Annotated in this window: 19 protein-coding genes; all 19 read left to right on the top strand. The window is 64.1% G+C overall.

Annotation, left to right across the window (positions count from 1 at the left end; all coding sequences use genetic code 11):
* A partial coding sequence (locus tag F3K02_RS24515; protein WP_177138963.1) for an Ig-like domain-containing protein occupies positions 1–2105 on the top strand: 2105 nt, incomplete at its 5' end.
* A gap of 25 nt (positions 2106–2130) precedes the next feature.
* Positions 2131–4008: a TolC family protein gene (locus tag F3K02_RS24510; RefSeq protein ID WP_246309771.1), complete on the top strand. Its 1878-nt coding sequence runs from the start codon at positions 2131–2133 to the stop codon at positions 4006–4008.
* A 1-nt stretch (position 4009) separates the two neighbouring features.
* Positions 4010–4819: an efflux RND transporter periplasmic adaptor subunit gene (locus F3K02_RS24505; RefSeq protein ID WP_177138958.1), complete on the top strand. Its 810-nt coding sequence runs from the start codon at positions 4010–4012 to the stop codon at positions 4817–4819.
* Positions 4820–4828: 9 nt separating this feature from the next.
* Positions 4829–6157, top strand: a complete 1329-nt coding sequence (locus tag F3K02_RS24500; protein WP_177138956.1) for an efflux RND transporter periplasmic adaptor subunit — start codon at positions 4829–4831, stop codon at positions 6155–6157.
* The gene (locus F3K02_RS24495; RefSeq protein ID WP_343067154.1) at positions 6154–8313 is read left to right on the top strand and encodes a site-2 protease family protein; all 2160 of its coding nucleotides are present in this window, start codon (positions 6154–6156) and stop codon (positions 8311–8313) included. The genes F3K02_RS24500 and F3K02_RS24495 overlap by 4 nt, the downstream gene beginning before the upstream one ends.
* 54 nt (positions 8314–8367) lie before the next feature.
* On the top strand, positions 8368–9096 hold the full coding sequence (locus F3K02_RS24490; RefSeq protein ID WP_177138954.1) for an endonuclease/exonuclease/phosphatase family protein: 729 nt from the start codon (positions 8368–8370) through the stop codon (positions 9094–9096).
* A 53-nt stretch (positions 9097–9149) separates the two neighbouring features.
* Positions 9150–10433: a cardiolipin synthase ClsB gene (clsB, locus tag F3K02_RS24485; RefSeq protein WP_177138985.1), complete on the top strand. Its 1284-nt coding sequence runs from the start codon at positions 9150–9152 to the stop codon at positions 10431–10433.
* Positions 10434–10637: 204 nt separating this feature from the next.
* Complete coding sequence (folE, locus tag F3K02_RS24480; protein ID WP_177138952.1) at positions 10638–11372, top strand: GTP cyclohydrolase I; 735 nt, start codon at positions 10638–10640, stop codon at positions 11370–11372.
* Positions 11373–11382: 10 nt separating this feature from the next.
* Positions 11383–11808 (top strand): BLUF domain-containing protein, encoded by a 426-nt coding sequence (locus F3K02_RS24475; RefSeq protein ID WP_177138950.1) that lies wholly within the window; start codon positions 11383–11385, stop codon positions 11806–11808.
* Complete coding sequence (locus F3K02_RS24470; protein WP_177138948.1) at positions 11801–12646, top strand: DUF429 domain-containing protein; 846 nt, start codon at positions 11801–11803, stop codon at positions 12644–12646. The genes F3K02_RS24475 and F3K02_RS24470 overlap by 8 nt, the downstream gene beginning before the upstream one ends.
* 172 nt (positions 12647–12818) lie before the next feature.
* On the top strand, positions 12819–13460 hold the full coding sequence (locus F3K02_RS24465) for a YitT family protein (protein WP_177138984.1): 642 nt from the start codon (positions 12819–12821) through the stop codon (positions 13458–13460).
* Between the two features lie 470 nt (positions 13461–13930).
* Positions 13931–14875, top strand: a complete 945-nt coding sequence (locus F3K02_RS24460; protein ID WP_177138946.1) for a hypothetical protein — start codon at positions 13931–13933, stop codon at positions 14873–14875.
* A gap of 79 nt (positions 14876–14954) precedes the next feature.
* Positions 14955–16832 carry a cytochrome C gene (locus F3K02_RS24455; RefSeq protein ID WP_177138943.1) on the top strand — a complete coding sequence of 626 codons (1878 nt, stop codon included), beginning with the start codon at positions 14955–14957 and terminating at the stop codon, positions 16830–16832.
* Positions 16829–20290, top strand: a complete 3462-nt coding sequence (locus F3K02_RS24450; protein WP_177138941.1) for a cytochrome c3 family protein — start codon at positions 16829–16831, stop codon at positions 20288–20290. The genes F3K02_RS24455 and F3K02_RS24450 overlap by 4 nt, the downstream gene beginning before the upstream one ends.
* A gap of 67 nt (positions 20291–20357) precedes the next feature.
* The gene (locus F3K02_RS24445) at positions 20358–22754 is read left to right on the top strand and encodes a tetratricopeptide repeat protein (protein ID WP_177138939.1); all 2397 of its coding nucleotides are present in this window, start codon (positions 20358–20360) and stop codon (positions 22752–22754) included.
* Position 22755: 1 nt separating this feature from the next.
* Positions 22756–23400, top strand: a complete 645-nt coding sequence (gene ccmA, locus F3K02_RS24440; protein ID WP_177138938.1) for a cytochrome c biogenesis heme-transporting ATPase CcmA — start codon at positions 22756–22758, stop codon at positions 23398–23400.
* Positions 23397–24071 carry a heme exporter protein CcmB gene (gene ccmB, locus F3K02_RS24435; protein WP_177138937.1) on the top strand — a complete coding sequence of 225 codons (675 nt, stop codon included), beginning with the start codon at positions 23397–23399 and terminating at the stop codon, positions 24069–24071. The genes ccmA and ccmB overlap by 4 nt, the downstream gene beginning before the upstream one ends.
* 33 nt (positions 24072–24104) lie before the next feature.
* On the top strand, positions 24105–24839 hold the full coding sequence (gene ccmC, locus F3K02_RS24430) for a heme ABC transporter permease CcmC (protein WP_177138936.1): 735 nt from the start codon (positions 24105–24107) through the stop codon (positions 24837–24839).
* A complete protein-coding gene (gene ccmD, locus F3K02_RS24425; RefSeq protein ID WP_177138932.1) occupies positions 24836–25003 on the top strand; it encodes a heme exporter protein CcmD in 168 nt (55 codons plus the stop codon). The genes ccmC and ccmD overlap by 4 nt, the downstream gene beginning before the upstream one ends.

The following is a 25003-nucleotide window of genomic DNA, read 5'->3' as shown; positions in this document are numbered from 1 at the left end:
CGGTGGTGATCAACTACACGATCGTGGACCAGGACGGCGGCACCGACAGCGCCACGCACACGGTGAACGTGGCCAACCAGCCCCCGGTGCTGGTGGACCCGGACCCCACGCCCGGGACGCCCGGCATCGACCCGACGGACCCGAGCAACCTGATCGTGCCCGGGGAAGACGGCACCGCGGTGACGGTGGACCTGGACAACTACTTCAGCGACCCCAACACGGGTGACACGCTGACGATCACGCCCGATCTGAGCAGCCTGCCACCGGGGGTGACGGCCAACTACGACCCGGTCACGGGCGAGCTGACGGTGACGCCACCGGTGGACAACGCCGGAGCGGTGGTCATCCCGGTGACGGTGGACGACGGCAACGGCGGGACCTTCACGGGCACGATCACGATCGAGCCGGTGAACCCGCCACCGCTGGCCAACGACGACACGCAGGCCGCCAGCCCCGAAGTGGCGACGGTGGTGAACCTGCTGGGCAACGACAGCGACCCCGACGGCGACCCGCTGACGGTGAGCACGGCCACGCTGGCCGACCCGAGCCAGGGCACGCTCACCGAGGTGGGCGGCGTGTGGACCTTCACCTCGGCGCCGGGCGTCTCCGGCCCGGTGGTGATCAACTACACGATCGTGGACCAGGACGGCGGCACCGACAGCGCCACGCACACGGTGAACGTGGCCAACCAGCCCCCGGTGCTGGTGGACCCGGACCCCACGCCCGGGACGCCCGGCATCGACCCGACGGACCCGAGCAACCTGATCGTGCCCGGGGAAGACGGCACCGCGGTGACGGTGGACCTGGACAACTACTTCAGCGACCCCAACACGGGTGACACGCTGACGATCACGCCCGATCTGAGCAGCCTGCCACCGGGGGTGACGGCCAACTACGACCCGGTCACGGGCGAGCTGACGGTGACGCCACCGGTGGACAACGCCGGAGCGGTGGTCATCCCGGTGACGGTGGACGACGGCAACGGCGGGACCTTCACGGGCACGATCACGATCGAGCCGGTGAACCCGCCACCGCTGGCCAACGACGACACGCAGGCCGCCAGCCCCGAAGTGGCGACGGTGGTGAACCTGCTGGGCAACGACAGCGACCCCGACGGCGACCCGCTGACGGTGAGCACGGCCACGCTGGCCGACCCGAGCCAGGGCACGCTCACCGAGGTGGGCGGCGTGTGGACCTTCACCTCGGCGCCCGGTGTCAGCGGAGCGGTGGTGATCAACTACACGATCGTCGACCAGGACGGTGCCACCGACAGCGCCACGCACACGGTGAACGTGGCTCCTTCCCCGCTCCCACCCGGGCCTGCGCCTGCACCGGCACCGGCGCCAGTTCCACCGCTGCCACCCGCGCCCGCGCCCGCGCCGGAGGTGCCTGATGCACCGGTGTGGGAGGGCCCGGCCACATCGGACACCAGCACACCCGCTATTTCGTCACAACCAGGGAGTGCGCTCCACGTGCTGTACGCGGTCAGCGAAGCCAGCAACGAGCGGGGCATGTTCACCTCTTCGCTGGGCTCCGCCGGTCTGGATGCAGGCCTCATGGGTGAAGCCATGAGCCAGCGGCCAGACAGCCTGATGTTCGACAGCTCGACCTGGGTCGATCAGGTGGGTCTCATCAAGGAACCCAGCCCGGGTGAGGTGCAGGTGGTCGCGCCAGCGCTGCACGTGCAGCATGCGGTTCGACACCAGCCGATCGTCATGGAACAGGGGTTGTTTGTTCAGCACGCCGTGCGGGCCTCGCAACTGGAATCGCGCTTGCGCAATGCCATCGTCGACGCACACAACTCGGCCACAGCGGGGTATGGCAGCCTGCTGGATCCGTTTGCGCTGGGCACTTCCAAGCCTGACGGCACCGCGGCGTCGGTGGCGGAGGCAGAGCCACAACCAGCACGTCCACAACAGGCGACTGCCCGTGGCGAGAGCGAAGCTGCTCCGCAGGCAGCCAAGGCTGTTGACGACGCCCCGGTGCAAAAGGCGGTTGAGTTGCCCCGTGCGGCTCAGGGCTTCCGCGCCCAGGTGGAGCGGATGGCCAAAGACAGATTGCACGGCTCACGCCCCATCACCCGATCCACAACGGTCAAAAGCTGAACCCCATTTTTTCGAGAACATGAAGATGAACAAGACCCCTTCCGTTTCCACCCGCGCAACCGGTTTCCTGCCTCGCAGCCTGGTGATGTTGGCCGTTGTGGCCGTTGTGGCCGGGTGCAGCGTGACACCCAAGACGCTGACGCAGGACGAGGTGCGTGACCGGGTGAAGTCCGACACCGAGCGCATGTACACCGATCAGGCTTCGATCACGGCACCGATCAGCATGGAAGAGGCGGTCGCCCGGGCACTCAAGTACAACCTGGACTACCGCCTGAAGAAGATGGAGTCGGCCCTGGCACTGGGTCTGACCGACCACGCCAGCTACGACATGCTGCCGCAGCTGGTGGCCTCCGCCGGTTACCGCGACCGCAGCAATTTCTCGGGCGGCACCAGCATCGGCATTCTGGACGGCGTGGAGTCGGATCGCCCGACCTCCTCCGACGCGCGCAGCCACTCGTTGCGCGGCATCGAGTTCTCGTGGAATGCGCTCGACTTTGGCGTCTCCTACTACCGTGCCCGCCAGCAGGGTGACCAGTTCCTGATCGCTGAAGAGCGCCGCCGCAAGGTGGTGCAGAACCTGCTGCAGGACGTGCGCGCGGCCTACTGGCGCGCGCTGGGCGCCCAGCGCCTGAACGCCCAGGCCGACGACATCCTGCAGCGTGCGTCGCTGGCCTTGTCGCGTTCACGCGAAGCCGAAACGCAGAAGATCATCCCGCCGGGTCTGGCGCTGGCTTACCAGCGCGCCTTGCTGGACGCCACCACGCTGCTGAACCAGCGCCGTCAGGACCTCGAGTTTGCCAAGCGCGAACTGGCGGCGCTGATGAACGTCCTGCCGGGCGCCGACTTCGTGCTGGCCGAAGCCGTTGAGACCAACCTGCCTGTGGCGCCGAAAGACATCGGCAAGCTCGAAGAAATGGCGCTGCTGCAGCGTCCCGAGCTGCGCGAGGAAGACTACAGGAAGCGCATCTCCGCCGATGAAGCCCGCAAGCAGATCCTCGGCATGTTGCCCGGCATCACGCTCAACTACGGCCGCCAGCACGATTCCAACCGGCTCCTGTACAACAACAGCTGGTCTGAAGGCGGCTTGAGCCTGGCCTGGAACCTGATGCGCCTGGTGGCACTGCCATCGATGAAGAATGCGCAGCAGTACCAGCAACAGACAGACGAAGCGCGCCGCATGGCGCTGTCCATGGCCATCCTGACGCAGACGCGCGTCAGCGCCGAGCGTTACCGCATGGCGCTGGAAGACTTCCGTCTGGCCGATCAGGCCTCGCAGGTCGATACCCGCCTGGCCGCCTTCACCAAGGCGTCGGTCACCGCCAAGCTGGAAAGCGAACTCGAAGCGATCCGCACCCAGGCCCGTGCCGTGCTGGGCGCCTACCAGCGCGCCAACGCCTACGCCAACGCCCACATCGCGTTCGGCCGCCTGTACAACACGCTGGGTTTCGATCCGATAGCCGACGACTTCGAAGCCAACGATCTGGGCACGCTGTCGCAGCGGGTGAAGGCCCATTTGCAGGCCGCCGAGAAAGACGCGTTTGCCCTGTCGTCCAACCTGTTTGGTCACGCCACGGTGGTCAAGGTGCAGCTCGCCGGTGTGGCCGATCCGGTGCAGCAAGTGCGCATGAAGGCCCTGGTGACCGAGCTGCTGGCCCGGCACCAGATCGCCACAGACGCCAAGGAAGGCACGCCCTTGCTGTTGTCCTTCCAGGCAGCGGGCAAGAACGGGGTTGAAAAGGCGTCCTGGACCGTCGAGCTGAAAGACGAAGCGGGCCAGCCGCAGCAGGCGCGCTTTGCGACTACCATTCCGAGCAACGCGCGGGCTTCGGTGTACGAATCCAGCCTCGTGGCGGCACTCAATGCCAATCTTGGCGAACTCAAATCCTGGCTGAATGTTGACTGACATGCCCTGCAAATCCCTTTGGCGCGCGACCGGCGCGGTGTTGTTTCTGGGCGCTCTGTCCCTGACGGTTTCCGCCCAGACCAACGCGGCCGGTGCAGCCAGGGCGGCTCCCAATCCACCCAAGTCCGCTGCGGCTCCCGCTGCAGCGTCGGCCTCCGTGCGGGTGTTGGTGCTACCGGCGGGTGAGACCGTGCTGGCCAGTCCCGTTCCCGGGCGCATCGCCAAGCTCCACGTGGGCCTGGGCGCTCCTTTCAGACAAGGGGCCACCCTGGTTTCGCTGGATTGCGACGAGCCGCGTGCCCGCCAGGCCATGGCCAGCGCCGATCTGGCGGCCGCCACCGACCAGTACGAAGCCAAGTTGCGCATGCAGGGCCTGGAGCAGGCGAGCGACGTCGAGGTGTCCCTGGCCGCCAGCGCGGTGGCCAAAGCCAAGGCCCAGATCGACCTGTACCAGTTCCAGATTTCGCAGTGCTCGATCCGGGCGCCCTGGAGCGGCTCGACAGCCAAGCTGCACGTGCGCAGCCACATGACCGTCAGCGCCGGACAACCCCTGCTCGATCTGGTGCGCAGCGGCCTGTTGTTGCTGAAGCTGAACGTGCCGTCGAACTGGATGTCGACCCTGAAAATGGGGCACGAGTTCGAGGTGACCATCGATGAAACCGGCAACACCTACGCCGCACGGGTGCACCGGATCAACAGCCGTGTGGATCCGGTGAGCCAGACCATCGAGCTCGAAGCGACCATGCTGAAGTCGCACGCCGACCTGCTGCCCGGCATGAGCGGGGTGGCGAAATTCACAGGCATGCGGTGAGCCTGAGCGATGGCTGATGTCTCGGATCTGAGCGTCCTGCTGCAGATCGAAGCCCGGGCGCTGGAAGCGCAAACCCTCGCCGCACTCCGCTTCACCATCGTCAACGAAACCCATGCGTTGACGCCCTACCGGCAGGCGGCCATGTTCGAGCTGGATGGCGATCGGGTTCGCCTGGCGGCCGCTTCCGGACTGGTGAGCGTGGCCAACGATTCGCCGTTTGCTGTCTGGCTCAGCCAATTTGCCCAGCGCCTGCCGCGCGACGGGACGGTTCACTGTCTGGACCATGCGGATGCTGTCGGCGAAGACGCCAAAAGCTGGGCCGAGTGGCTGCCGGAACACCTGCTGTGGGCGCCCCTGCCCGACAGGAACGGCGTGTCCCAGGGCATGGTGCTCTATGCCCGTGAGCAGGCCTGGGACGATGCGACCATCCAGTTGGTGCAGCGCTTGCATGCCACGTTTGGCTATTGTTTTGCCGCGCTCCACCGGAGCACGCAGCGCTCCTGGAGCCGGGCCGGCAAGCTGTTCAAGAGCCGCCGCAACCGCTGGCTGTTGTTCGGCGCGCTGGCGCTGGGCCTGTTCGTTCCGGTGCGGCTGTCGGTGCTGGCGCCCGCCGAGGTGATCGCGCTCAACGCCATGGCGGTGGCCGCACCGCAGGATGGCGTGGTCGGTTCGTTCGCGGTGGCGCCCAATGCGCGCGTCAAGGCCGGTGACCTGCTGTTCTCGCTCGATGATTCCGCGTTGCTCAACCGCCAGCAGGTGGCGCTCAAGAGCCTGGAGATTGCCCGGGCCGACGCCCACGTCGCCCAGCAGCGCGCCTTCGACGACGCGAAGAGCAAGGCCGATGTGGCGGTGGCGCTGGGGCGGGTCCGGGAGAAAGAGGCCGAGCTGGCCGCCGTGGACACCCAGGCGCAACGTGTCGAGGTGCGCGCGGAACGCGATGGTGTGGCGATTTTTGCGGACACCAACGACTGGCTCGGGCGACCGGTCCAGACCGGCGAACGCGTCATGCAGCTGGCCCAGCCGGAAGACGGCGGCATCCTGATCTGGCTGTCGGTGGCCGATGCCATCAACCTGGAGCTGGAGTCGCCCGTGCGGCTCTTCCTGCACACCGAACCGCTGAGCCCCCGCGCCGGTCGCCTGATCGAAGCCAGCTACCAGGCATCTTTGAGTCCGGATGGCGTCGCCGCTTACCGGCTGCGCGCGCGTTTTGATGAGGACACCGAATTGCCGCGCATCGGCCTGCGCGGCACGGCCCGCATTTCGGGCGACTGGGTGCTGTTGGGCTACTACCTGTTCCGCCGGCCGCTGGCCAGTGTGCGGGAGTGGACGGGTCTGTGAGCACCAGCGCGACGATCCCGCTGCCCCGGCGCGTCAAGCGGACGAAGGTGGTGCCGTTGCCGCGCATCCGCGACGAACTCGTGATGTTTCCGGCGGCCGCCAACGAGGACGGCTCACCCGCCTGGATCATCCAGGACCCGGTCAACAACCGCTTCTACCGCATCGGCTGGATCGACTTCGAGCTGCTGGTTCACTGGGCCCACCACGACGCGGCGGCCCTGGTGAAGGCGGTCAATGCAGAGACGCCGCTCAATGTGACCCTGCAGGACGTGCGCCAGCTGCTCGGTTTCCTGTCCGACAACCAGCTGCTTCGTCTGGATACGAAGGCCGATGTGGCCCGGGTCATCGGCCGCAGCCAGCAGCTCAAGCGGTCCTTGTTCGAGTGGATGGTGCACAACTACCTGTTTTTCCGGGTTCCTCTGGTCCGGCCTCAGGCCTGGCTGGCGGCGCTGCAGCCGCTGCTGGCCCGTTTGCGGATGCCCTGGGTTTTCGGGATGTTGGGCTTGGTCACAGTGCTCGGCCTGTTTCTCGCCTCGCGGCAGTGGGATGTGTTCCAGCACACGCTGGTGGACAACATGACCTGGTCCGGGGTGTTCGGGTATGGATTGGCCTTGTTGTTCGCCAAGACGGTGCACGAAATCGGCCACGCCGCCGTCGCGACCCGTTACGGCGTGCGCGTGGCGCACATGGGGGTGGCCTTTCTGGTGATGTTCCCCATGCTCTACACCGACACGGGTGAGAGCTGGCGGTTGAAGGACCCCCGCCAGCGCCTGGCCATCGCCAGCGCGGGCATCGCGGTCGAGCTGGCCCTGGCCAGCCTGGCCACCTTGCTCTGGAGCCTGGCGCCCGACGGAGCGTTCCGCAACGGCATGTTCTTTCTGGCCACCACCAGCTGGATCATGACGCTGGCCATCAACGCCAGCCCGTTCATGCGTTTCGATGGCTATTTCATTTTCAGCGACCTGCTGGACCTGCCCAACCTGCACGAGCGTTCCAGTGCACTGGCCAAGGTCTGGCTGCGCCGCAGCCTGCTGGGCCTGGACGATCCCTGGACGGAGAGCTTTTCGCTGGCCAAACGACGGGCGCTGGTGGCGTTTGCGCTGGGCACCTGGTTGTACCGGCTGGTGGTGTTCCTCGGTATCGCGCTGCTGGTGTATGTCTTTTTCTTCAAGCTGCTGGGGATCGCGCTCATGGTGCTGGAGCTGTCCTGGTTCATCGCCAAGCCGGTGTTCAAGGAACTCGCGGTCTGGAAAGCGAGGCGGGGTGAAATCGGCGCAGCGCGGATCAAGGGCCTGGTGATGGCCGGGCTGGCGCTCCTGGTGATCCTGTTCTTCCCCTTCAGCAGCCGCGTCACCGGCTATGGCTGGATCCATGCGGCCGATCAGCAGACGATCCATGCGCCCTTTGCCGCGCAGATCGTCACGGTGCCGACCCAGCGCCAGTTCAAGGCGGGCGACGTGCTCTTTGTGCTCGATTCGAGCATGCTGGGTATCGCGCAGGGCAAATCGCGCCAGCTGGCGCTGGCCCGCGAAAGCCAGATCGCCGGGTTGATGGGTGTGCCCGACGGCGAGTCCCAGCGCCAGCTGCTGACTTCACAGAAAGCCTATTTCGAGGCCGAAGAACAGGCCAGCATCGATGAGCGGGCGCGGCTGACGTTGCGGGCCCCGTTCGACGGCGAGTTGCACGACGTCGACCATGGCCTGGCGCCCGGCGTGTGGGTCAAATCGCGCGAGCCCCTGGCCATGCTGGTGGACAGCTCGCGCTGGGTGATCGACGCCTTCATTCCCGAAGAAGATCTGGCGCGGGTGGAGGTCGGACAGACTGTCCGGGCGCGAAGGCTCGCGGGCCAGCCGTCCTGGGTGGAAGGTCGCATCGAGTCCATCGATGTGTCGCGGACCACGCTCTTGCCCAGCAGCCTGCTCGATGCCAACCACGGTGGGCCGATCGCCACGGTGAACGAACCCGCCCGCTCGGGTCAGGAGCGCACGCAGGTGGTGCGCGATGCGCTGTTCCGCGTGCGCGTCGTGCTGGACGAGCCCCTGCCGGCCCACCAGGTCGCGGCCGTTCGGGTGCGCATCGACGGGCACGCCGAGTCGCTGATCAGTGGCACCTTGCGCCGACTGGCGTCGATCTTCATCCGGGAAAGCGGGTTCTGAAGCCGGCACAGGTGGGGACGCCGCAGGCCCGCGCAACGTGCGATCATTGTCCGCATGAGCATTCTGCGGGTCGCGACCTACAACATCCACAAAGGCGTGCAGGGCCTCGGCCCCGCGCGCCGGCTGGAAATCCACAACCTCGCCCACGCGGTCGAGCAGTTCGATGCCGACATCGTCTGCCTGCAGGAAGTGCGGCGCCACCACCGCAAACTGGAAAAGCACTTCACCCGCTGGCCCGACCTGGACCAGGCCGGGTACCTGTCGCCCGAGGGTTATGAGTCGGTCTACCGGACCAATGCGGTCACGCGGCATGGGGAACATGGCAATGCGCTGCTGTCGCGCTGGCCGGTGGTGGAATCCTGGCACTCCGATGTGTCGGACCACCGGTTCGAGCAGCGGGGCCTGCTGCATTCGCAAGTGCTGGTGGACGGGGCCGACGTTCATGTGGTGGTGGTGCATCTGGGCCTGATCCATGCCAGCCGGGAGCGCCAGGTCCAGCGCCTGGGAGAGTATGTGGCGGCCCAGGTTCCGGCGGGTGCACCCCTGATCGTGGCGGGTGATTTCAACGATTGGGGCGCACAGCTGCTCAAGCCCATGGCGGCGCTGGACCTGCGCACCTTTGACGGCATCCGCCTGCCGACCTACCCGTCGCGCCTGCCGCTCCTGCACCTGGACCGCATCTTCGTGCGCGGCCTCCAGCCGATATCGGCCCATGTGCCGCATGGCCGGGCCTGGTCACGCATGTCCGATCACCTGCCGCTGATTGGTGAGTTCGAGTTGTGATCGCAGACCGTCCCGCGCCCCAGGGACGCCCGGCAACGCAGGGCAAGGCGGTGATGCACAGCGGGAACCAGTTGCTGCTGCTGGTGGGTGGCGCGGAGCTGTTCCCGGCCCTCGTGGAGGCCATGGACACTGCGCGCCGGGTGGTGCATCTCGAAACCTACATCTTCGAGTTCGCCGGTTCGGCGCTGGGCGTGGCGCAGGCGCTGGAACGCGCGGCACAGCGCGGCGTGCTGGTGCGGCTGGTGATCGACGGGGTGGGCACGCCCAGGGTTCCCGACGAGTGGAAAAAGCGCTTTGCGCAGGCGGGTGTTCGCCTGCGGGTCTACGCGCCGCTGGGTCGCCTGGGTTTGCTGATCCCGAGTCGCTGGCGGCGCCTGCACCGCAAGCTGTGTGTGGTGGACGGCACGGTGGGCTTTTGCGGCGGCATCAACATCATCGACGACCAGGATGACGTGGCCCTGGGGCGGCTGGTGGCGCCACGCCTGGATTTTTCACTGCGGGTGGCCGGTCCGGTGGTGGCCGACATGGTGGAGACCATGGAGCAGCTCTGGTGGCGGTTGCAGGCCGTGCGCAAGGCACGGCAGCGCGAATTCAGGGCCGCCTGGGAGGCTTTGCGCGAAACCTTGCCGGTGGGGGACTTTTCGCGCCTGCTGGCGCGGCTGGAAGCGGGTTCCGATCGGGATACCGGGGCCAATCACAGAAAGCCGGATGGCGAAAGCAGCCCGCCGGCTTCCCTGTCCGATGGCCCGCTCGGGGTGGACAACGCACGTGCCGCGCTGCTGCTGCGGGACAACGTCAGCCACCGTCACGATATCGAGCGTGCCTACCTCAAGGCCATTGGCGAGTCCCGGCACGACGTCATGATCGCCAACGCCTATTTCGTTCCGGGCCGCAAATTGCGGCGTGCGCTCCTGATGGCGGCGCAGCGCGGTGTGCGGGTGCGTCTGTTGCTGCACGGCAAATACGAGCATTTCATGCAGTACCGTGCCGCCCGGCCGGTCTACCAGACGCTGCTCGGCGGCGGCATCGAGATCCACGAATACGCGACCAGCGCCCTGCATGCCAAGGTGGCGGTGATCGACCAGCGCTGGGCCACCGTGGGGTCGACCAACCTCGATCCTCTGTCCTTGCTGCTCGCGCGCGAGGCCAATGTCATGACCACGGACCGCCGCTTCTCCGCCCTGCTGCACCGCTGGCTGGCCGACGTCGTCGAGCGGGAGGGCCAGCAACTCGATGCGCAGGTGCTCGGGCAGCGCCCCTGGCACCAGCGCCTGCTGGACAGGCTGGCCTTTGGCGTCATGCGGGCCACGCTGTTCCTCACCGGACATCGATACTGATATGAAGCACCCCCATGAAGCACCCCCGCCGCGCTGCGCGCGACCCCCTCGAAGGGGGCAGCGCGATGCGGCCCGGCAAAGCCGGGACCAAAGCGTTCTGGGTGAGCACGTTGCTTCGGCACTCTTTGTGCGGTGGATTGGTCTGCAAAACCCCATGTTGCCCCCAAGTATTCGGTGCTTTTGGACCCGGTGTTAGCATGACCCATGCTCATGAAAACCGAACCTGACATGACCACCGCCGACACCATCGACGATGACCAGGGCGTGCCCGTGTCCGTCAAAATCCGCGAACGCATCAAGGCCGCGCGCCACCGATTTCACTCCAACGACAACATTGCCGGCTTCATCGAACCTGGCGAGCTGGAGCAGTTGCTGGAGGAGGTGACGGTCAAGATGCAGGGGGTGCTCGACAGCATGGTGATCGACACCGAGAGCGACCACAACACCGGCGACACCGCACGCCGGGTGGCCAAGATGTACCTCAAGGAGGTGTTCAACGGCCGCTATGTGCACGGACCCAGCGTCACCGAATTCCCCAACGCCGAGCACCTCAACGAACTGATGATCGTCGGCCCGATCACCGTGCGCAGCGCCTGCAGCCACCATTTCTGCCCGGTCATCGGCAAGATCTGGATCGGCGTCATGCCCAACGAACACACCAACGTGATCGGCCTGTCGAAATACGCGCGCCTGGCCGAATGGATCATGGGCCGCCCACAGATCCAGGAAGAGGCCGTGGTGCAGTTGGCCGATCTGATCCAGGAGAAGACCCAGCCCGACGGTCTGGCCATCGTCATGGAGGCCAGCCACTACTGCATGGCCTGGCGCGGCGTGAAAGACATGGACAGCAAGATGATCAATTCGGTCATGCGCGGTGTGTTCCTCAAAGACCCCAACCTGCGCCGCGAATTCCTCTCGCTCATTCCACGCAATTCCTGAAGAAAACACCATGCTGGTACGCCTGCTTTATGTCAGCCGGGCAATCGACAAGGATTGCGCCAAGACCATCGAATCTGTGCTCGAAACCTCGCGTTCGCACAACATGGGCAACGGCATCACCGGCGTGCTCTGCTACGGCGGTGGCGTGTTCCTGCAGGCGATCGAAGGTGGTCGTGAAGCGGTCAACAAGCTCTACAACCACATTGTCGAAGACGCGCGGCACACCGACGTGGTGCTGCTGCACTACGAAGAAATCTCCGAGCGCCGCTTTGGCGGCTGGACCATGGGCCAGGTCAACCTGTCCAAGCTCAACACATCCATCGTGCTCAAGTACTCCGAGCGCCCGGAGTTCGATCCCTACGGCGTCTCGGGCAAGGTCTCGCTGGCCCTGCTTGAAGAGCTGATGGCCACGGCCAGCATCATTGGTCGTGCCTGATCCGCAGCGGCCGACGCTGCTCGGTTGCGACTTCACCAGTGCGCCGTCCCGGCGCAAGCCCATCACCCTGGCGGTTGGTCACACAGACCGAGGCCGGGTGTTGCTGGAACGCATCGAGCACTTTGAGACGCTCGATGCCTGGGGTGATCGCCTGAAGGACGCTGGCGCCTGGGTGGGCGGTTTCGACCTGCCTTTCGGCTTGCCGCGCGAACTGGTGGTGGCGCTGGGCTGGCCGACCGATTGGACCGCGTACATGGCTCACTTCGCCAGCCTCAGCCGCGATGACATCCGCGAAACTTTTGCCGACTTTTGCTCCGCGCGCCCGGTGGGTGGCAAGTTCGCGCACCGCGTCACCGACGGGCCGGCCGGATCGAGCCCGAGCATGAAATGGGTCAATCCGCCGGTGGCGTTCATGCTGCACGCCGGTGTGCCCCGGCTGATCGCGGCCGGTGTCACCTTGCCGGGTCTGCAGACCGGTGACCCGGCGCGTGTGGCCCTGGAGGCCTATCCCGGCCTGCTGGCGCGCAGCGTGCTCGGCACCACCAGCTACAAGAGCGACGAGAAGGCGAAGCAGACGCCCGAGCGCCTGATCGCGCGCAAGACCCTCATCCACGCGCTGGAGGGCGGCCAGGCGCCGCTGCTGCAGGCCACCGGCCTGCGCCTGAAACTCTCGCATGCCCAGCGCGACAGACTGGCCGACGACGCCAGCGGCGATGCGCTGGATGCGGTGCTCTGCCTGTTGCAGGCGGCTTGGGCGCAGCAGCAACACGAAAGCGGCCACCCGCGCTACGGCTTGCCCGCGTTCGATCCCCTGGAAGGCTGGATCGTCACGGCCTGAGCGGGTGCGCTGGCAGACCGTTCGTCCCGGCCGGCTGCGCGGGCAGGGCATTCACTGACCTGGGTCAAGCGTGCTGTGCGGCCCAGCGCCGATACTGCGCGGCTGTTTCCCCTGCCTTGTGAGACCTGCCGTGTTCCCTTCCCTGACCAGGCTGCGCCGCAGCCCCTCGCCCATGGCCGTCAAGTCGGTTGAAGGTCCTGGTGCGTCGGGCGCCGCATCACCGGCCCAGCACCAGTTGCACGAAGACGCGCAGGCCCTGCTCACGGGCACGCTGTTTGTTGCTTTGGGTGTCGTCATGTTCCGCCACACCGGTTTGTTGACCGGTGGCACGGCCGGCCTGGCCTTTTTGCTGCACTACGCCACCGGCTGGAACTTCAGCCTGGTTTTTTTCCTGATCAACCTGCCGTTCTACGGACTGGCTTACAAGCGCATGGGCTGGGTGTTCACGCTCAAGACCTTTGCCGCGGTGGCGCTGCTGGCGGTGCTAGCGGAGTGGGTCCCGCAGTGGGTCAGCTTCGGCACGCTGTCCACCGGCTTTGCTGCCATCGCGGGCGGTTTGCTTATGGGTGCTGGCATGCTGATGCTGTTTCGCCACCGGGCCAGCCTCGGCGGGTTCAATGTGCTGGTGCTGTACCTGCAGGAGCGCTTTGGGTGGCGCGCTGGCCAGGTGCAGATGGTGTTTGACTGCGCCATCGTGCTGGCCGCGTTCGCCGTGGTGGACGGGTGGCAGATCATGTGGTCGGTCGTGGGAGCGGTCGTTCTCAACATGACGCTCGCCATCAACCACCGGCCAGGCCGTTACATGGCCGTTTGAGCCGTTACATCCCTTTACGCGGGGTGCCGGGTCCCTGTGTCCTGGCATACAGCCCATGGCCGCACTTGGGCGATACCTTCGCCGATTGACGCGGGATGCTGTCGCCAATTGATCACTGAACTTGCCAGAGCGGCGCATGCTGGGCGACTGGCGCTGGCCGTTTCCGGTGATTCGTCCTCAAAAAGTGATGAATTGTGAAGATTAATAGGCCAAAACACCTTAATTAAGCTTAACTTAAGCCCAATTACAGACAATTACTGCATGTATCGAGGGTTTTTTGGAGGTTGCGATTTATCATTGACGCGAGAGAGATTTAGTTCCCGGAAGTCATAAATATAGGTGCGTGGGTGTTCGGTTGACGCAGTTCATCTATGTGTTTCTGGAGGAGGCAGAACTCTTGGCCAAACGTTTGGGAGCAGTTGTCCCCTCACCACCAGGGGCACTTCATAGGGATCGGTATGACTGCAATATTGAAAACGGAAGCCTGCGGAGGCTCAGCCGACTCCTCGGTGGGACCGTCGATTTTCATGAGCTCTGCATTTGCGGGAGCTGAACCCGTTCCCCGCGAGTCCCGCACCCCCCATTCTTCACGTGATCTGCTGGTCTACCTGACCCTGGTGGCGTTGACTTGGGGCGCATGGCAGATCAGCAGGCTTCAGCTGTTTGAGGCCGGCGACGATGTCGGTTACTGGCTGGGGGTGGCTGGTGGCGTGATGATGGTCTTGCTTTTCTCCTACCCACTGAGGAAGAGATTCCGCTTTGCCCAGAGTTGGGGCAAAGCCAAATGGTGGTTTCTGGTGCACATGCTGCTGGGCGTCGGTGGCCCGATCCTCATACTGGTCCACTCCACGTTCGAGGTGCGGTCCATGAACGCAGCGGCAGCGTTCTACAGCATGATCATCGTTGCGCTCAGTGGCGTGGTGGGGCGGTTCATCTACAGCCGGATCAACCGGGGCCTTCAAGGTGAGCAAGTCGACTTCCTGGCGCTGCAGCAGCGAGCTGGTCTGCATCAGCGTGAAGCGCACTCTCGCCTGCGTTTTGCGCCATCGGTGGAGCGGCGGCTCATGGCTTTTGGAAGGCACGAAGTCAGCTTGAGGCCCGGTCTCTGGATGAGCCTGCGTCGCGCGTTCTGGCTTCCTGTCAAGCAGTGGTGGACGTACCTGGCTTGTGTGCGCGAGTTGCGGGGTCCGCTGCAGGATCTGGCCGCGCAAGGGGCCTGGAGCCAGAAGAACCAGGCCAAGCGGCAACATCTGGCCCGAAAACTCGTGCGCCGGTATTTGAACTCGGTGGTGCGTGTGGCCCAGTTCACCGCCTATGAGCGTCTGTTTTCGCTGTGGCATGTGGCGCATCTGCCATTCGTGTACCTGCTGGTGATCAGCGCCTTGTTCCACGTGTTTGCCGTGCACGCCTATTGAACCGGGGCATCGGTTGAAATCATGGCCATCCACGCCCCAAGTTTTCCTGGTCTTGCGCAGGCTGCTGGTGTGTTGCTGGATGGTTCTCGGCATGGGCTGGCTGGCGTCTGCCAACGCCCAGAATATCGAAACCCTTCTGGCGCCGGGCAAGCTCATTCAGGGACACGCCAAGTACGAGGAAAACTGCTCCGAGTGCCACGTGAAGTTCAATCGACAGGCGATGGACGGCTTGTGCATGGCTTGCCACAAGGACGTGGGGTCTGATGTGAAAGCCCGTACCGGTTTTCATGGCCGCTCCAGGCCGCAGGCCTGCAGCAGCTGTCACGCCGACCACAAAGGGCGCGAGGCCCGGATCGTGGATCTGGACAAGAAAAAGTTCGATCACAACATCTCAGACTACCGGCTCAAGGGCAAGCACCAGGCCGTTGCGTGCGAGAAGTGCCACCTGCCTCAGAAGAAATACCGGGAGGCCCCGCAGGACTGCAACGCCTGCCACAAGAAAGATGATGAACACAAAGGGTCCCTCGGACCCAAGTGCGCCGATTGCCACAACGAGTCCGACTGGAAAGAAACCCACTTCGATCACGACAAGAAGACCAAGTTTGCCCTGACCGGCAAGCACGCCGACGCCCAGTGTGCCGACTGCCACAAGAACGACAAGTACAAGGACACGGTCAAGACCTGTGTCGGGTGCCACAAGAAAGCAGACGACAGCAGCAAGGGTCACAAAGGCCAGTACGGCGACAAATGTGAGAGCTGCCACGACGCCAAGGCGTGGAAGCCCTCGACCTTCAATCACGACACGGACACCCAGTACGCGTTGCGTGGCAAACACCGCACCACGCGGTGCTCCGATTGCCACACGGGTCATCTCTATCGGGTGCAGCTGAGCAGCGACTGCTATTCGTGCCACAAGAAAGACGACAAACACAAGGAGTCGCTTGGCAAGGACTGTGGCAGTTGCCACAGCGAGCGCGACTGGAAGGAACCTCCCAAGTTCAACCACGACCAGACCAGCTTCCCGCTGCTGGGCAAACACGTGGGTACCGAATGCAAGGACTGCCACAAGAGCGCCATGTTCAAGGAAGCGCCGAAAGATTGCTATGGGTGCCACAAGAAGGAAGACAAACACGAGAACACGCTGGGCGAGGCCTGCGGTGATTGCCATACCGAGCGTGACTGGAAGTCAACGACCGGTCGTTTTGATCACGATCGCACCAAGTTCCAGCTGCGCAACGCCCATGCCGACCCCAAGGTCAAGTGCAACGCCTGCCACAAAGATCTCAAGAGCTACCGCAAGACGCCGGTGGACTGTTACAGCTGCCATCAAAAGCAAGACAAACACGAGGGCCAGCTGGGCAAGAAGTGCGAAACCTGCCACAACGACCGGACCTGGGAAACCACCCGGTTTGACCATGCGCTCACCAAGTTCCCACTGACCGGCAAGCACGTGCCCGTCAAGTGCGAAAAGTGCCACGAAACCAACCGCTTCCAGGATGCGCCTGAAGACTGCTATGGGTGTCACAAGAAAGAGGACGAGCACAAACTCAAATTTGGTGAGAAGTGCGACAGCTGTCACAACACCCGCGGGTGGCCCATCTGGGACTTCAACCACGACAAGCGCACCGAATACAAGATCGAAGGTGCGCACCTCAAAGTGGCTTGCGAGAGTTGCCACACCGCACCAGCACCCAAAGGCAAGGTCGCAGCGACGGTGGGCAAGAACTGCATCAGTTGCCACCGCAAGGACGATGTCCATGACGGGCAGTTTGGCATGCGTTGCGAGACCTGCCATGCCGTTCAGGACTGGAAAAAAGTCACCACCCGCCTGGGGCTGGGTGAGCGAAAGCAGTTGCAGGCGTTGCTGGCAAGCCGCTTTTCCGCATGGGGTTACAGCAGCCGGTTTGAACGAACCACGGGGTCAGTGATGGCCGGCACATGGATAGGACGCACATGAAGCAACCATGGCTGTCTCTGCGGGGCTTCACGGGCCTGTTGCTTCAGTGCCTGACGGTGCTTGTGTTGGTGCTGTGGGGTGCGGGCGCCTGGGCGCAGAACGGAAAAGCCGGCTTTGACCACACCAAAACCGGTTTTGCACTGAGCGGTCAGCACACGGCGGCACGCTGCGAATCCTGTCATGTGCGGGGGATTTTCAAGGGAACGCCCAAGGACTGCGCCAGCTGTCACACCAGTGGCGCACGGCTGGCGCAGAACAACCTGGTCATGCCGGCCAGGCACATTCCGACCACCGAAACCTGTGACACCTGCCACACCGCACAATCGTTTGCGGGGGCCAAGTTCAGTCACGCCACCGTGGTCGCAGGCACTTGCGCCACCTGTCACAACGGCGCATCGGCGTCCGGCAAGACCCGTGATCACCTGACCACCCAGGCTTCTTGTGACACGTGCCATCGAACAACCGCCTGGCTGCCAGCCACCAAGTTTGACCATGCCGGTGTGGCGCCCGGTACCTGCGCCAGTTGTCACAACGGCAAACAGGCGACCGGAAAGAAAGCCAGCCACATCCCGGTGCCAGCCAGCCAGTCGTGCGACAGCTGCCACAGCACCAGCGGTTGGACGGGCGCCAAGATCGATCACAGCGGTTTCAACACGGCCACCAACTGTGCCAGCTGCCACAACGGAAGACAGGCCAGCGGCAAGCCGTCCGTTCACGTCGCGACCAGTGCCAACTGCGCGACCTGTCACAGCACAACCCGCTGGACGGGCGCCAAGATCGATCACAGCGGATTCAACACGGCCACCAACTGTGCCAGCTGCCACAACGGAAGACAGGCCAGCGGCAAGCCGTCCGTTCACGTCGCGACCAGTGCCAACTGCGCGACCTGTCACAGCACAACCCGCTGGACGGGTGCCAAGATCGATCACAGCGGTTTCAACACAGCCACCAACTGTGCCAGCTGCCACAACGGCAGCCAGGCCAGCGGCAAACCGACCAACCACGTGGCCACCACGGCCAACTGCGTGACCTGCCACAGCACCACGCGCTGGGCGGGGGCGAGAGTGGATCACAGCCGTTTCAACGCCGCCACCAACTGCGCGAGCTGCCACAACGGAACGCAGGCCAGTGGCAAGCCGGCCAACCATGTGGCGACCACGGCCAACTGTGTGAGCTGTCACAGCACCACGCGCTGGGCCGGCGCCAAGGTGGATCACAGTGGCTTCAATACCGCGACAAATTGTGCGAGTTGCCACAACGGTAACCAAGCCAGCGGCAAGCCAGCCAACCACCTTGCTACCACAGGCAATTGCGTGTCCTGTCACAGCACCACGCGATGGACTGGTGCCAAGGTGGATCACAGCGGTTTCAATGCGGCAACGAACTGTGCAAGCTGCCACAACGGAAATCAGGCGGGAGGCAAACCGGCCAATCACATCGCCACCACGGCCAACTGCGCGACCTGTCACAGCACCACGCGATGGACCGGAGCGCGGGTGGACCACAGTGCGTTCAACGCAGCGACGAACTGCACAACCTGCCACAACGGCACACAGGCCGGCGGCAAGCCAACCTCACACGTGCCGACCACGGCCAACTGCGTGAGCTGTCACAGCACCACGCGATGGACGGGCGCCCGTGTGGATCACAGCACGTTCAATGCCGCTACGAACTGCGCGAGTTGCCACAACGGCACCTTGGCCGGTGGCAAACCAACCAACCACATCGCCACCACAGCCAACTGCGTGACCTGTCACAGCACCGCGCGATGGACCGGAGCGCGGGTGGACCACAGTGGGTTCAATGCGGCGACCAACTGCACGAGCTGCCACAACGGGACGCAGGCCAGCGGCAAGCCGACCTCGCACGTGCCGACCACGGCCAACTGCGTGGGCTGTCACAGCACCACGCGATGGACGGGCGCCCGTGTGGACCACAGCACCTTCACGGCAGCCACCAACTGCGTGAGCTGCCACAACGGCACCCTGGCTGGCGGCAAGCCCGGCAACCACATCGTCACCACGGCCAACTGCGTGACCTGCCACCGCACCACCACCTGGACCGGCGCGCGCGTGGACCACAGCACCTTCAACGTCGCGACCAACTGCGTGACCTGCCACAACGGTTCGCAGGCAGGAGGCAAACCGACCTTGCACGTGCCGACCACGGCCAACTGCATCAGCTGCCACAGCACCACGCGCTGGACAGGTGCTCGCGTGGACCACAGCACGTTCACGGCAGCCACCAACTGCGTGAGCTGCCACAACGGCACCCTGGCTGAGGGCAAACCCGGCAACCACATCGTCACCACGGCCAACTGCGTGACCTGCCACCGCACCACCACCTGGACCGGTGCTCGCGTGGACCACAGCACCTTCAACGTCGCGACCAACTGCGTGACTTGCCACAATGGATCGCAGGCCAGTGGCAAGCCGACCTCGCACGTGCCGACCACGGCCAACTGCATCAGTTGCCACAGCACCACGCGCTGGACAGGAGCCCGCGTGGACCACAGCACTTTCAACGTCGCAACCAACTGCGTGAGCTGCCACAACGGGACCCTGGCTGAGGGCAAACCCGGCAACCACATCGTCACCACGGCCAACTGCGTGACCTGCCACCGCACCACCACCTGGACCGGCGCGCGCGTGGACCACAGCACTTTCAACGTCGCGACCAACTGCGTGACTTGCCACAATGGATCGCAGGCCAGTGGCAAGCCGACTTCGCACGTGCCGACCACGGCCAACTGCATCAGTTGCCACAGCACCACGCGCTGGACCGGTGCGCGTGTGGACCACAGCACCTTCAACGTCGCAACCAACTGCGTGAGCTGCCACAACGGAAGCCTGGCCACAGGTAAGCCAGGCAACCACCTGGCCACCACGGCCAATTGCGTGACCTGCCACAGCACAGCGCGCTGGACCGGGGCAAGGGTCGACCACAGCACGTTCACGGCGGCCACCAACTGCACTACCTGTCACAACGGCTCGACCGCTGGGGGCAAGCCCGCCACACACATTCCGACCACGGCGAATTGCATCAGTTGCCACGGAACCACCAGTTTCTCAACCGGTGCACGCATGGATCACGCCTTGGTGACCGCCAGCTCCTGCAAGAGCTGCCACAGCGGGACCTATACATCGCAAGGTGCCCAGGCCAAGCCAGCGAACCACATTCCGGAAGGACAACTGTTGAATGGGGCCGCCCTTGACTGCAGTGCCTGCCACCGCAGCACCACCAGCTGGACCACTTTGACCATGAACCACAACAACAGCGTTGGTGCGGGCGCGGGCTGGTGCAAGTCCTGTCATGCCAGCGGCACCAATTACCTGGGCAACATGGAGAAGAAAGCCCTGACCCACGAAAGCCGCAACACGGCTGCTACAGATTGTTCTGCCTCCGGCTGCCACCGGCCCTTGGGTAACGAGGGAACGCTCTTCAGAAACTGGGATTGAAGCGACCAACTCTGCGATCCATGTCCTGGGCGCAGCATCAACAATAAACCTAAAAATCGATCGTCATATGACCATGCATGTTGCGCTCCGCAGTCTGATCGTCCCCGTTGTCATCGCCAGCTTTTGCCCAGTTGCCATGGCCCAGTTGATTGAAGACATTGAATTGCGGCGGGATGGCGCCAACGCGGTGGTCAATGTGCGGTTCGTGACCGGGATCCAGTTTCAGCGCGTGACCACCGCGCGCGCAGGTGACCTGGCACAGGTGTACTACACCGTATTGCCGACCCGGGCCGCGCTCAACTTCCAGGGCAGTCAGCGCCGGGTACCCAATGTGGGCGCGATCCCGGAAATCACGGTGACCGACGAAACAGTCAGCCGGACCAATCTCAACCGCAAACTCATCGTTCGGCTGGGAAACAAGACGGCTTTCCGCGTCCGTGCCGGCAAGGGCAACCGCAGCATTGAAATTGTGCTGACCGGACTGGGTGACTCGGTCCGTCTGTCCTCGACACAGAGCCCCTCTGCGGCCCTCGCACCCGGTCAAAGTTACATCATCACCTTGCAGTCGTCCGTGGACCCGGGGCACTTTCTCCAGTCGTCGGTGCCCGCCCGTTTGCAGCAGTACCAGACGTTCACCTCGCGCCGCACGGTGGACGGACGCACCCTTCACGACATCAACATCGGCTACTTCGGTACGCTTCGCGAAGCCAACAGTGCATTGGCCTTGCTCAAGCCGCGTTTCCCGCAAGCAAACGTCGTGGCGTTGCAGGCACCCGCAGGAACCGAGGTCGGCCCCGGCAACACGCCTGCCGAGGTGGAAGCCAAGGCCGCGGAACTGATGGCCGCGGCTGTCAAAGGCAATGAAGATGGCAACTTCGCTGCCACGCTGGAGGCGCTGAGTCTGTTGCTCAATTTGCCGCCCAACACATCGTCCCGAAAAGCGCAGGAGATGATCGGCACAGCGCGCCTGAAGCTGGGCGACCCGGATCGGGCGCGGGCGGAATTTGAAGCCTTTCTCAACCTGTACCCTGAAGGACCGGACAGTGACCGGGTGCGCCAGCTGCAGGCCGGTCTTCCGCCACCGGGGCAGGCACTGGAGGCCAAATCTGAAGCACCACCCTCCAACTGGAGTGGCTCGGTATCAACCTACTACTTCGGTGGGCAATCCCGGGAGCGCAACCAGGAGTTTGAAGATTCTCCGATCAGTGGACTGCCTGAACTGGTGAGCGACAGCTCGATCTCCGATGCCGATCAGGGACAGCTCCAGACCAGCGTGGATCTGAACTGGCGCAACCGCACCGCGGAATCGGATTCGCGCTTTGTGTTCCGCAACGCCTACACCTCCAACTTCGAAAGACCGGAGAAGAGCAAAAACCGCCTTTCGGCTCTTTATTACGACCGCAAGTCCCTGACCAATGGCACCAATTTCCGTCTGGGTCGTCAATCGCCCCTGGGCGGTGGCGTGCTGTACCGTTTTGATGGGGCACAGGTGGGCTATACCTTCCAGCCAAAATGGCGCATCAATGCGGTGGCCGGTGTGCCCGCAGACAATTTGCTGCAGACCAAACGACGCTTGTATGGTGGGTGGATCGATGCTGAGGCCCTGACCGACAAACTCAGCGGCAGCTTCTATTTCAACCAGCAGACCATCGATAGCGAGGTCGATCGCCGGGCGGTGGGCACCGAGCTTCGTTACTTCAGCGGTGGTGTATCAATCACATCGCAGTTCGACTACGACACCGTCATCAAAGGGTTGAACATCGTTTCGGTGCAAGGCACCTGGCAACGGCCCGACACCACCGTCTACAACTTCCTCTACGACAAGCGCACCACCCCCATTCTTTCCCTCGGCAACATCCTGTTCTTTCAGGATCCGAACCTGCCTCTGGTCGAAAGGGTGGATGGTCTGCTCGCCAACAACACGGTGGAGCAGTTGCGGGAGCAGGTCAAGGGCGTCACCGCCGAGCAGACCCAGTTTCTGCTGGGCGTGACCACGCCGCTGGCGCCCAACTGGCAGATTGGTGGTGACATCCGTTACACCAACGTGGGCGCGGTACCGGCTGTGCCCGCCATCAATTTCCCGGCGCAGCCCAGCACGGGCAATCTGTGGGGCGTGGGCGGACAGCTGATCGGCACCAATCTCTACTCGCAAAGCGATACCCACGTTTTCCTGGGCACCTTGCTCAGCGGGCCGAGCTACAGTGGATACCTGCTGTCCTACAACAACGCGACGTCGATGGGCGACGGCTGGCGACTGGAGCCTTCGCTGCGTTACTACCAGCAAAAGGACGACGCCGGTATTCGACTGAACCGATGGACACCGGGTGTGCGTATCACCTACCGGATGAAACAAGCGACACTTGAATCCGAGCTTTCCTACGAGCGAACCCACAAAACAGGGCCGGCGATTGACGAATCCTCTGATCGGCTGTTTTACTACCTCGGCGCACGCTACGACTTCTGACGTGCCCGATCTTCCGTTGCTGCAGGTGTCTGGTCTGGCGTGCCGCCGTGGCGCGGACTGGCTGTTCCGCGATCTGAACTTTGCTGTCCGGTCAGGCCAGTTGGTGTGGCTGCGCGGGCACAACGGCAGTGGCAAGACGACCCTCTTGAGAGCGGTTTCGGGCTTGACGGAACCCGATGAAGGCCACCTCACCTGGGCTGCTGTCAGCCACGCGGCGCACGAACCAGGACGGCAGCGTCTGGTGTATGTGGGTCACCTCAACGCCATGAAGGATGACCTCACCGTGTGCGAGTCGCTGCAGTTCATCGCGCGGCTGCACGGACAGGACGGCAGTCGCCCCCGGGTGTTGGAGGCCTTGCGCTTGCTGGGCATGTACCACCGTCGGAACGCTGCCGTGCGCACGCTTTCGCAGGGGCAACGGCGTCGCGCAGCGCTGGCGCGCCTGGTCCTGGAGTCGGACGCTGCGCTGTGGGTGCTCGACGAGCCTTTTGATGCGCTGGACATCGCCGGTATCGACACCGTGAACGGCTTGCTGAAAGGCCATCTGGCGCGTGGTGGCAGTGTGTTGCTCACGTCGCACCTGCCACTGGACGTGTCGGCCTTGCAGGCCACTGAGCTGACGCTGGGTCCGGAAGCCGCGGCATGACGGCCGGCATCCTGTTCACGGTGGCCGCGCGCGACCTGAAGCTGGCCAGGCGGCGCCGGATCGAGGCCTTGTTGCCGGTGGTGTTTTTTGTCGTCGCGGCCAGCCTGTATCCCTTCGGCGTGGGACCCGAACCCCAGATGCTGAGAGAGATTGCCTCGGGCATTGTGTGGGTATGCGCCCTTCTGGCCGCCATGTTGTCGTTGAATACCTTGTACGTCGCTGACCACGCCGACGGATCGCTGGAGCAGATGGTCCTTTCCCGCGAATCGTTGGTGCTCATCGCTGCGGGCAAAGCGCTGGCGCACTGGGTGCTCACCGGTTTGCCCCTGATTCTGGCGTCACCATTGATCGGTCTGTTTTTTGGCATGGCATCCAGCACCATCGCCGTCATGACGCTCACCTTGTTGCTGGGCACACCGGTGCTCAGCCTGCTGGGCAGTGTGGGCGCTGCACTGACCCTGGGTCTGCGCAGCGGGGGCGTGCTCATCCTGTTGCTGGTGCTGCCGCTGTGCATTCCGGTGCTCATCTTCGGTGCGGGTGCCGTGACGGCGGTCGACGCCGGTCTTTCGGCCCAGGGCCACCTCTCGTTGCTGGGGGCCTTGCTGCTGGTGTCGGGACTGGGTGCCCCCTGGGCCACCGCTGCGGCCCTGCGCATTTCCATCGCATCATGATGCAACACCACGACGTCGCGAGTTGAACCGGCCATGCGCTTCTTTACCTTTGCCGCTCCTTCCCGCTTTTATGCCTTGTCCGGCTTGCTGATCCCGTGGTTCTGGCTGGCCACGGTGTGTCTGACGGTTCTGGGGCTGTACCTGGGGTTTTTCTTGGCACCCACCGACGCGACCCAGGGTGAGGCCTACCGCATCATCTTCATCCATGTGCCGGCGGCCTGGATGTCCATGGTGCTGTATATGGTGATGGCGGGCTGGGCGGTGGTGGGCTGGGCGTTCAAGGCGCGCCTGGCTTCCATGGTGGCTCGCGCGATCGCGCCCACCGGTGCCATGTTCACCTTTCTGGCGCTCTGGACCGGGGCTTTCTGGGGCAAACCCACCTGGGGCGCCTGGTGGGTGTGGGACGCCCGGCTCACGTCCGAACTGATCCTGCTGTTCCTCTACCTGGGCTACATCGCATTGACGGAGTCCATCGACGATGCACGGCGGGCCGACAGCGCCGGAGCGCTGGTGGCACTGGTGGGCGCGATCAATGTGCCCATCATTTATTTTTCCGTCAGGTGGTGGAACACTTTGCATCAGGGCGCTTCGGTCAGCATCGCGGCCGCTCCGAAGATGGCGGAAACCATGCTGACGGCGATGCTGGTCATGACCTTCGCCTGCTGGGCCTATGCCTTTGCGGTGGTGTTCATGCGAACCCGGGCGATCGTGCTCGAACGCGAGGCCCACACCGATTGGGTCAAAGCCCTTCGTGAGGACGCGCCATGAACTGGGGCAGTGCGAATGATTTTTTTGCCATGGGTGGCTACGGGTCGTATGTCTGGGGATCTTATGCCGTGGCGCTGGCTCTCATGGTTCTGGAGCCCTGGCTGGTGTCCCGGCGCCACCGGCGAGCCCGGCGCCACCCCGACGATCAAGACGCGCAGGAGTAA

The sequence above is a fragment of the Hydrogenophaga aromaticivorans genome (assembly GCF_013387465.1).
Classification (GTDB): domain Bacteria; phylum Pseudomonadota; class Gammaproteobacteria; order Burkholderiales; family Burkholderiaceae_C; genus Hydrogenophaga; species Hydrogenophaga aromaticivorans.
This window is presented reverse-complemented; position numbering and strand designations above follow the sequence as displayed.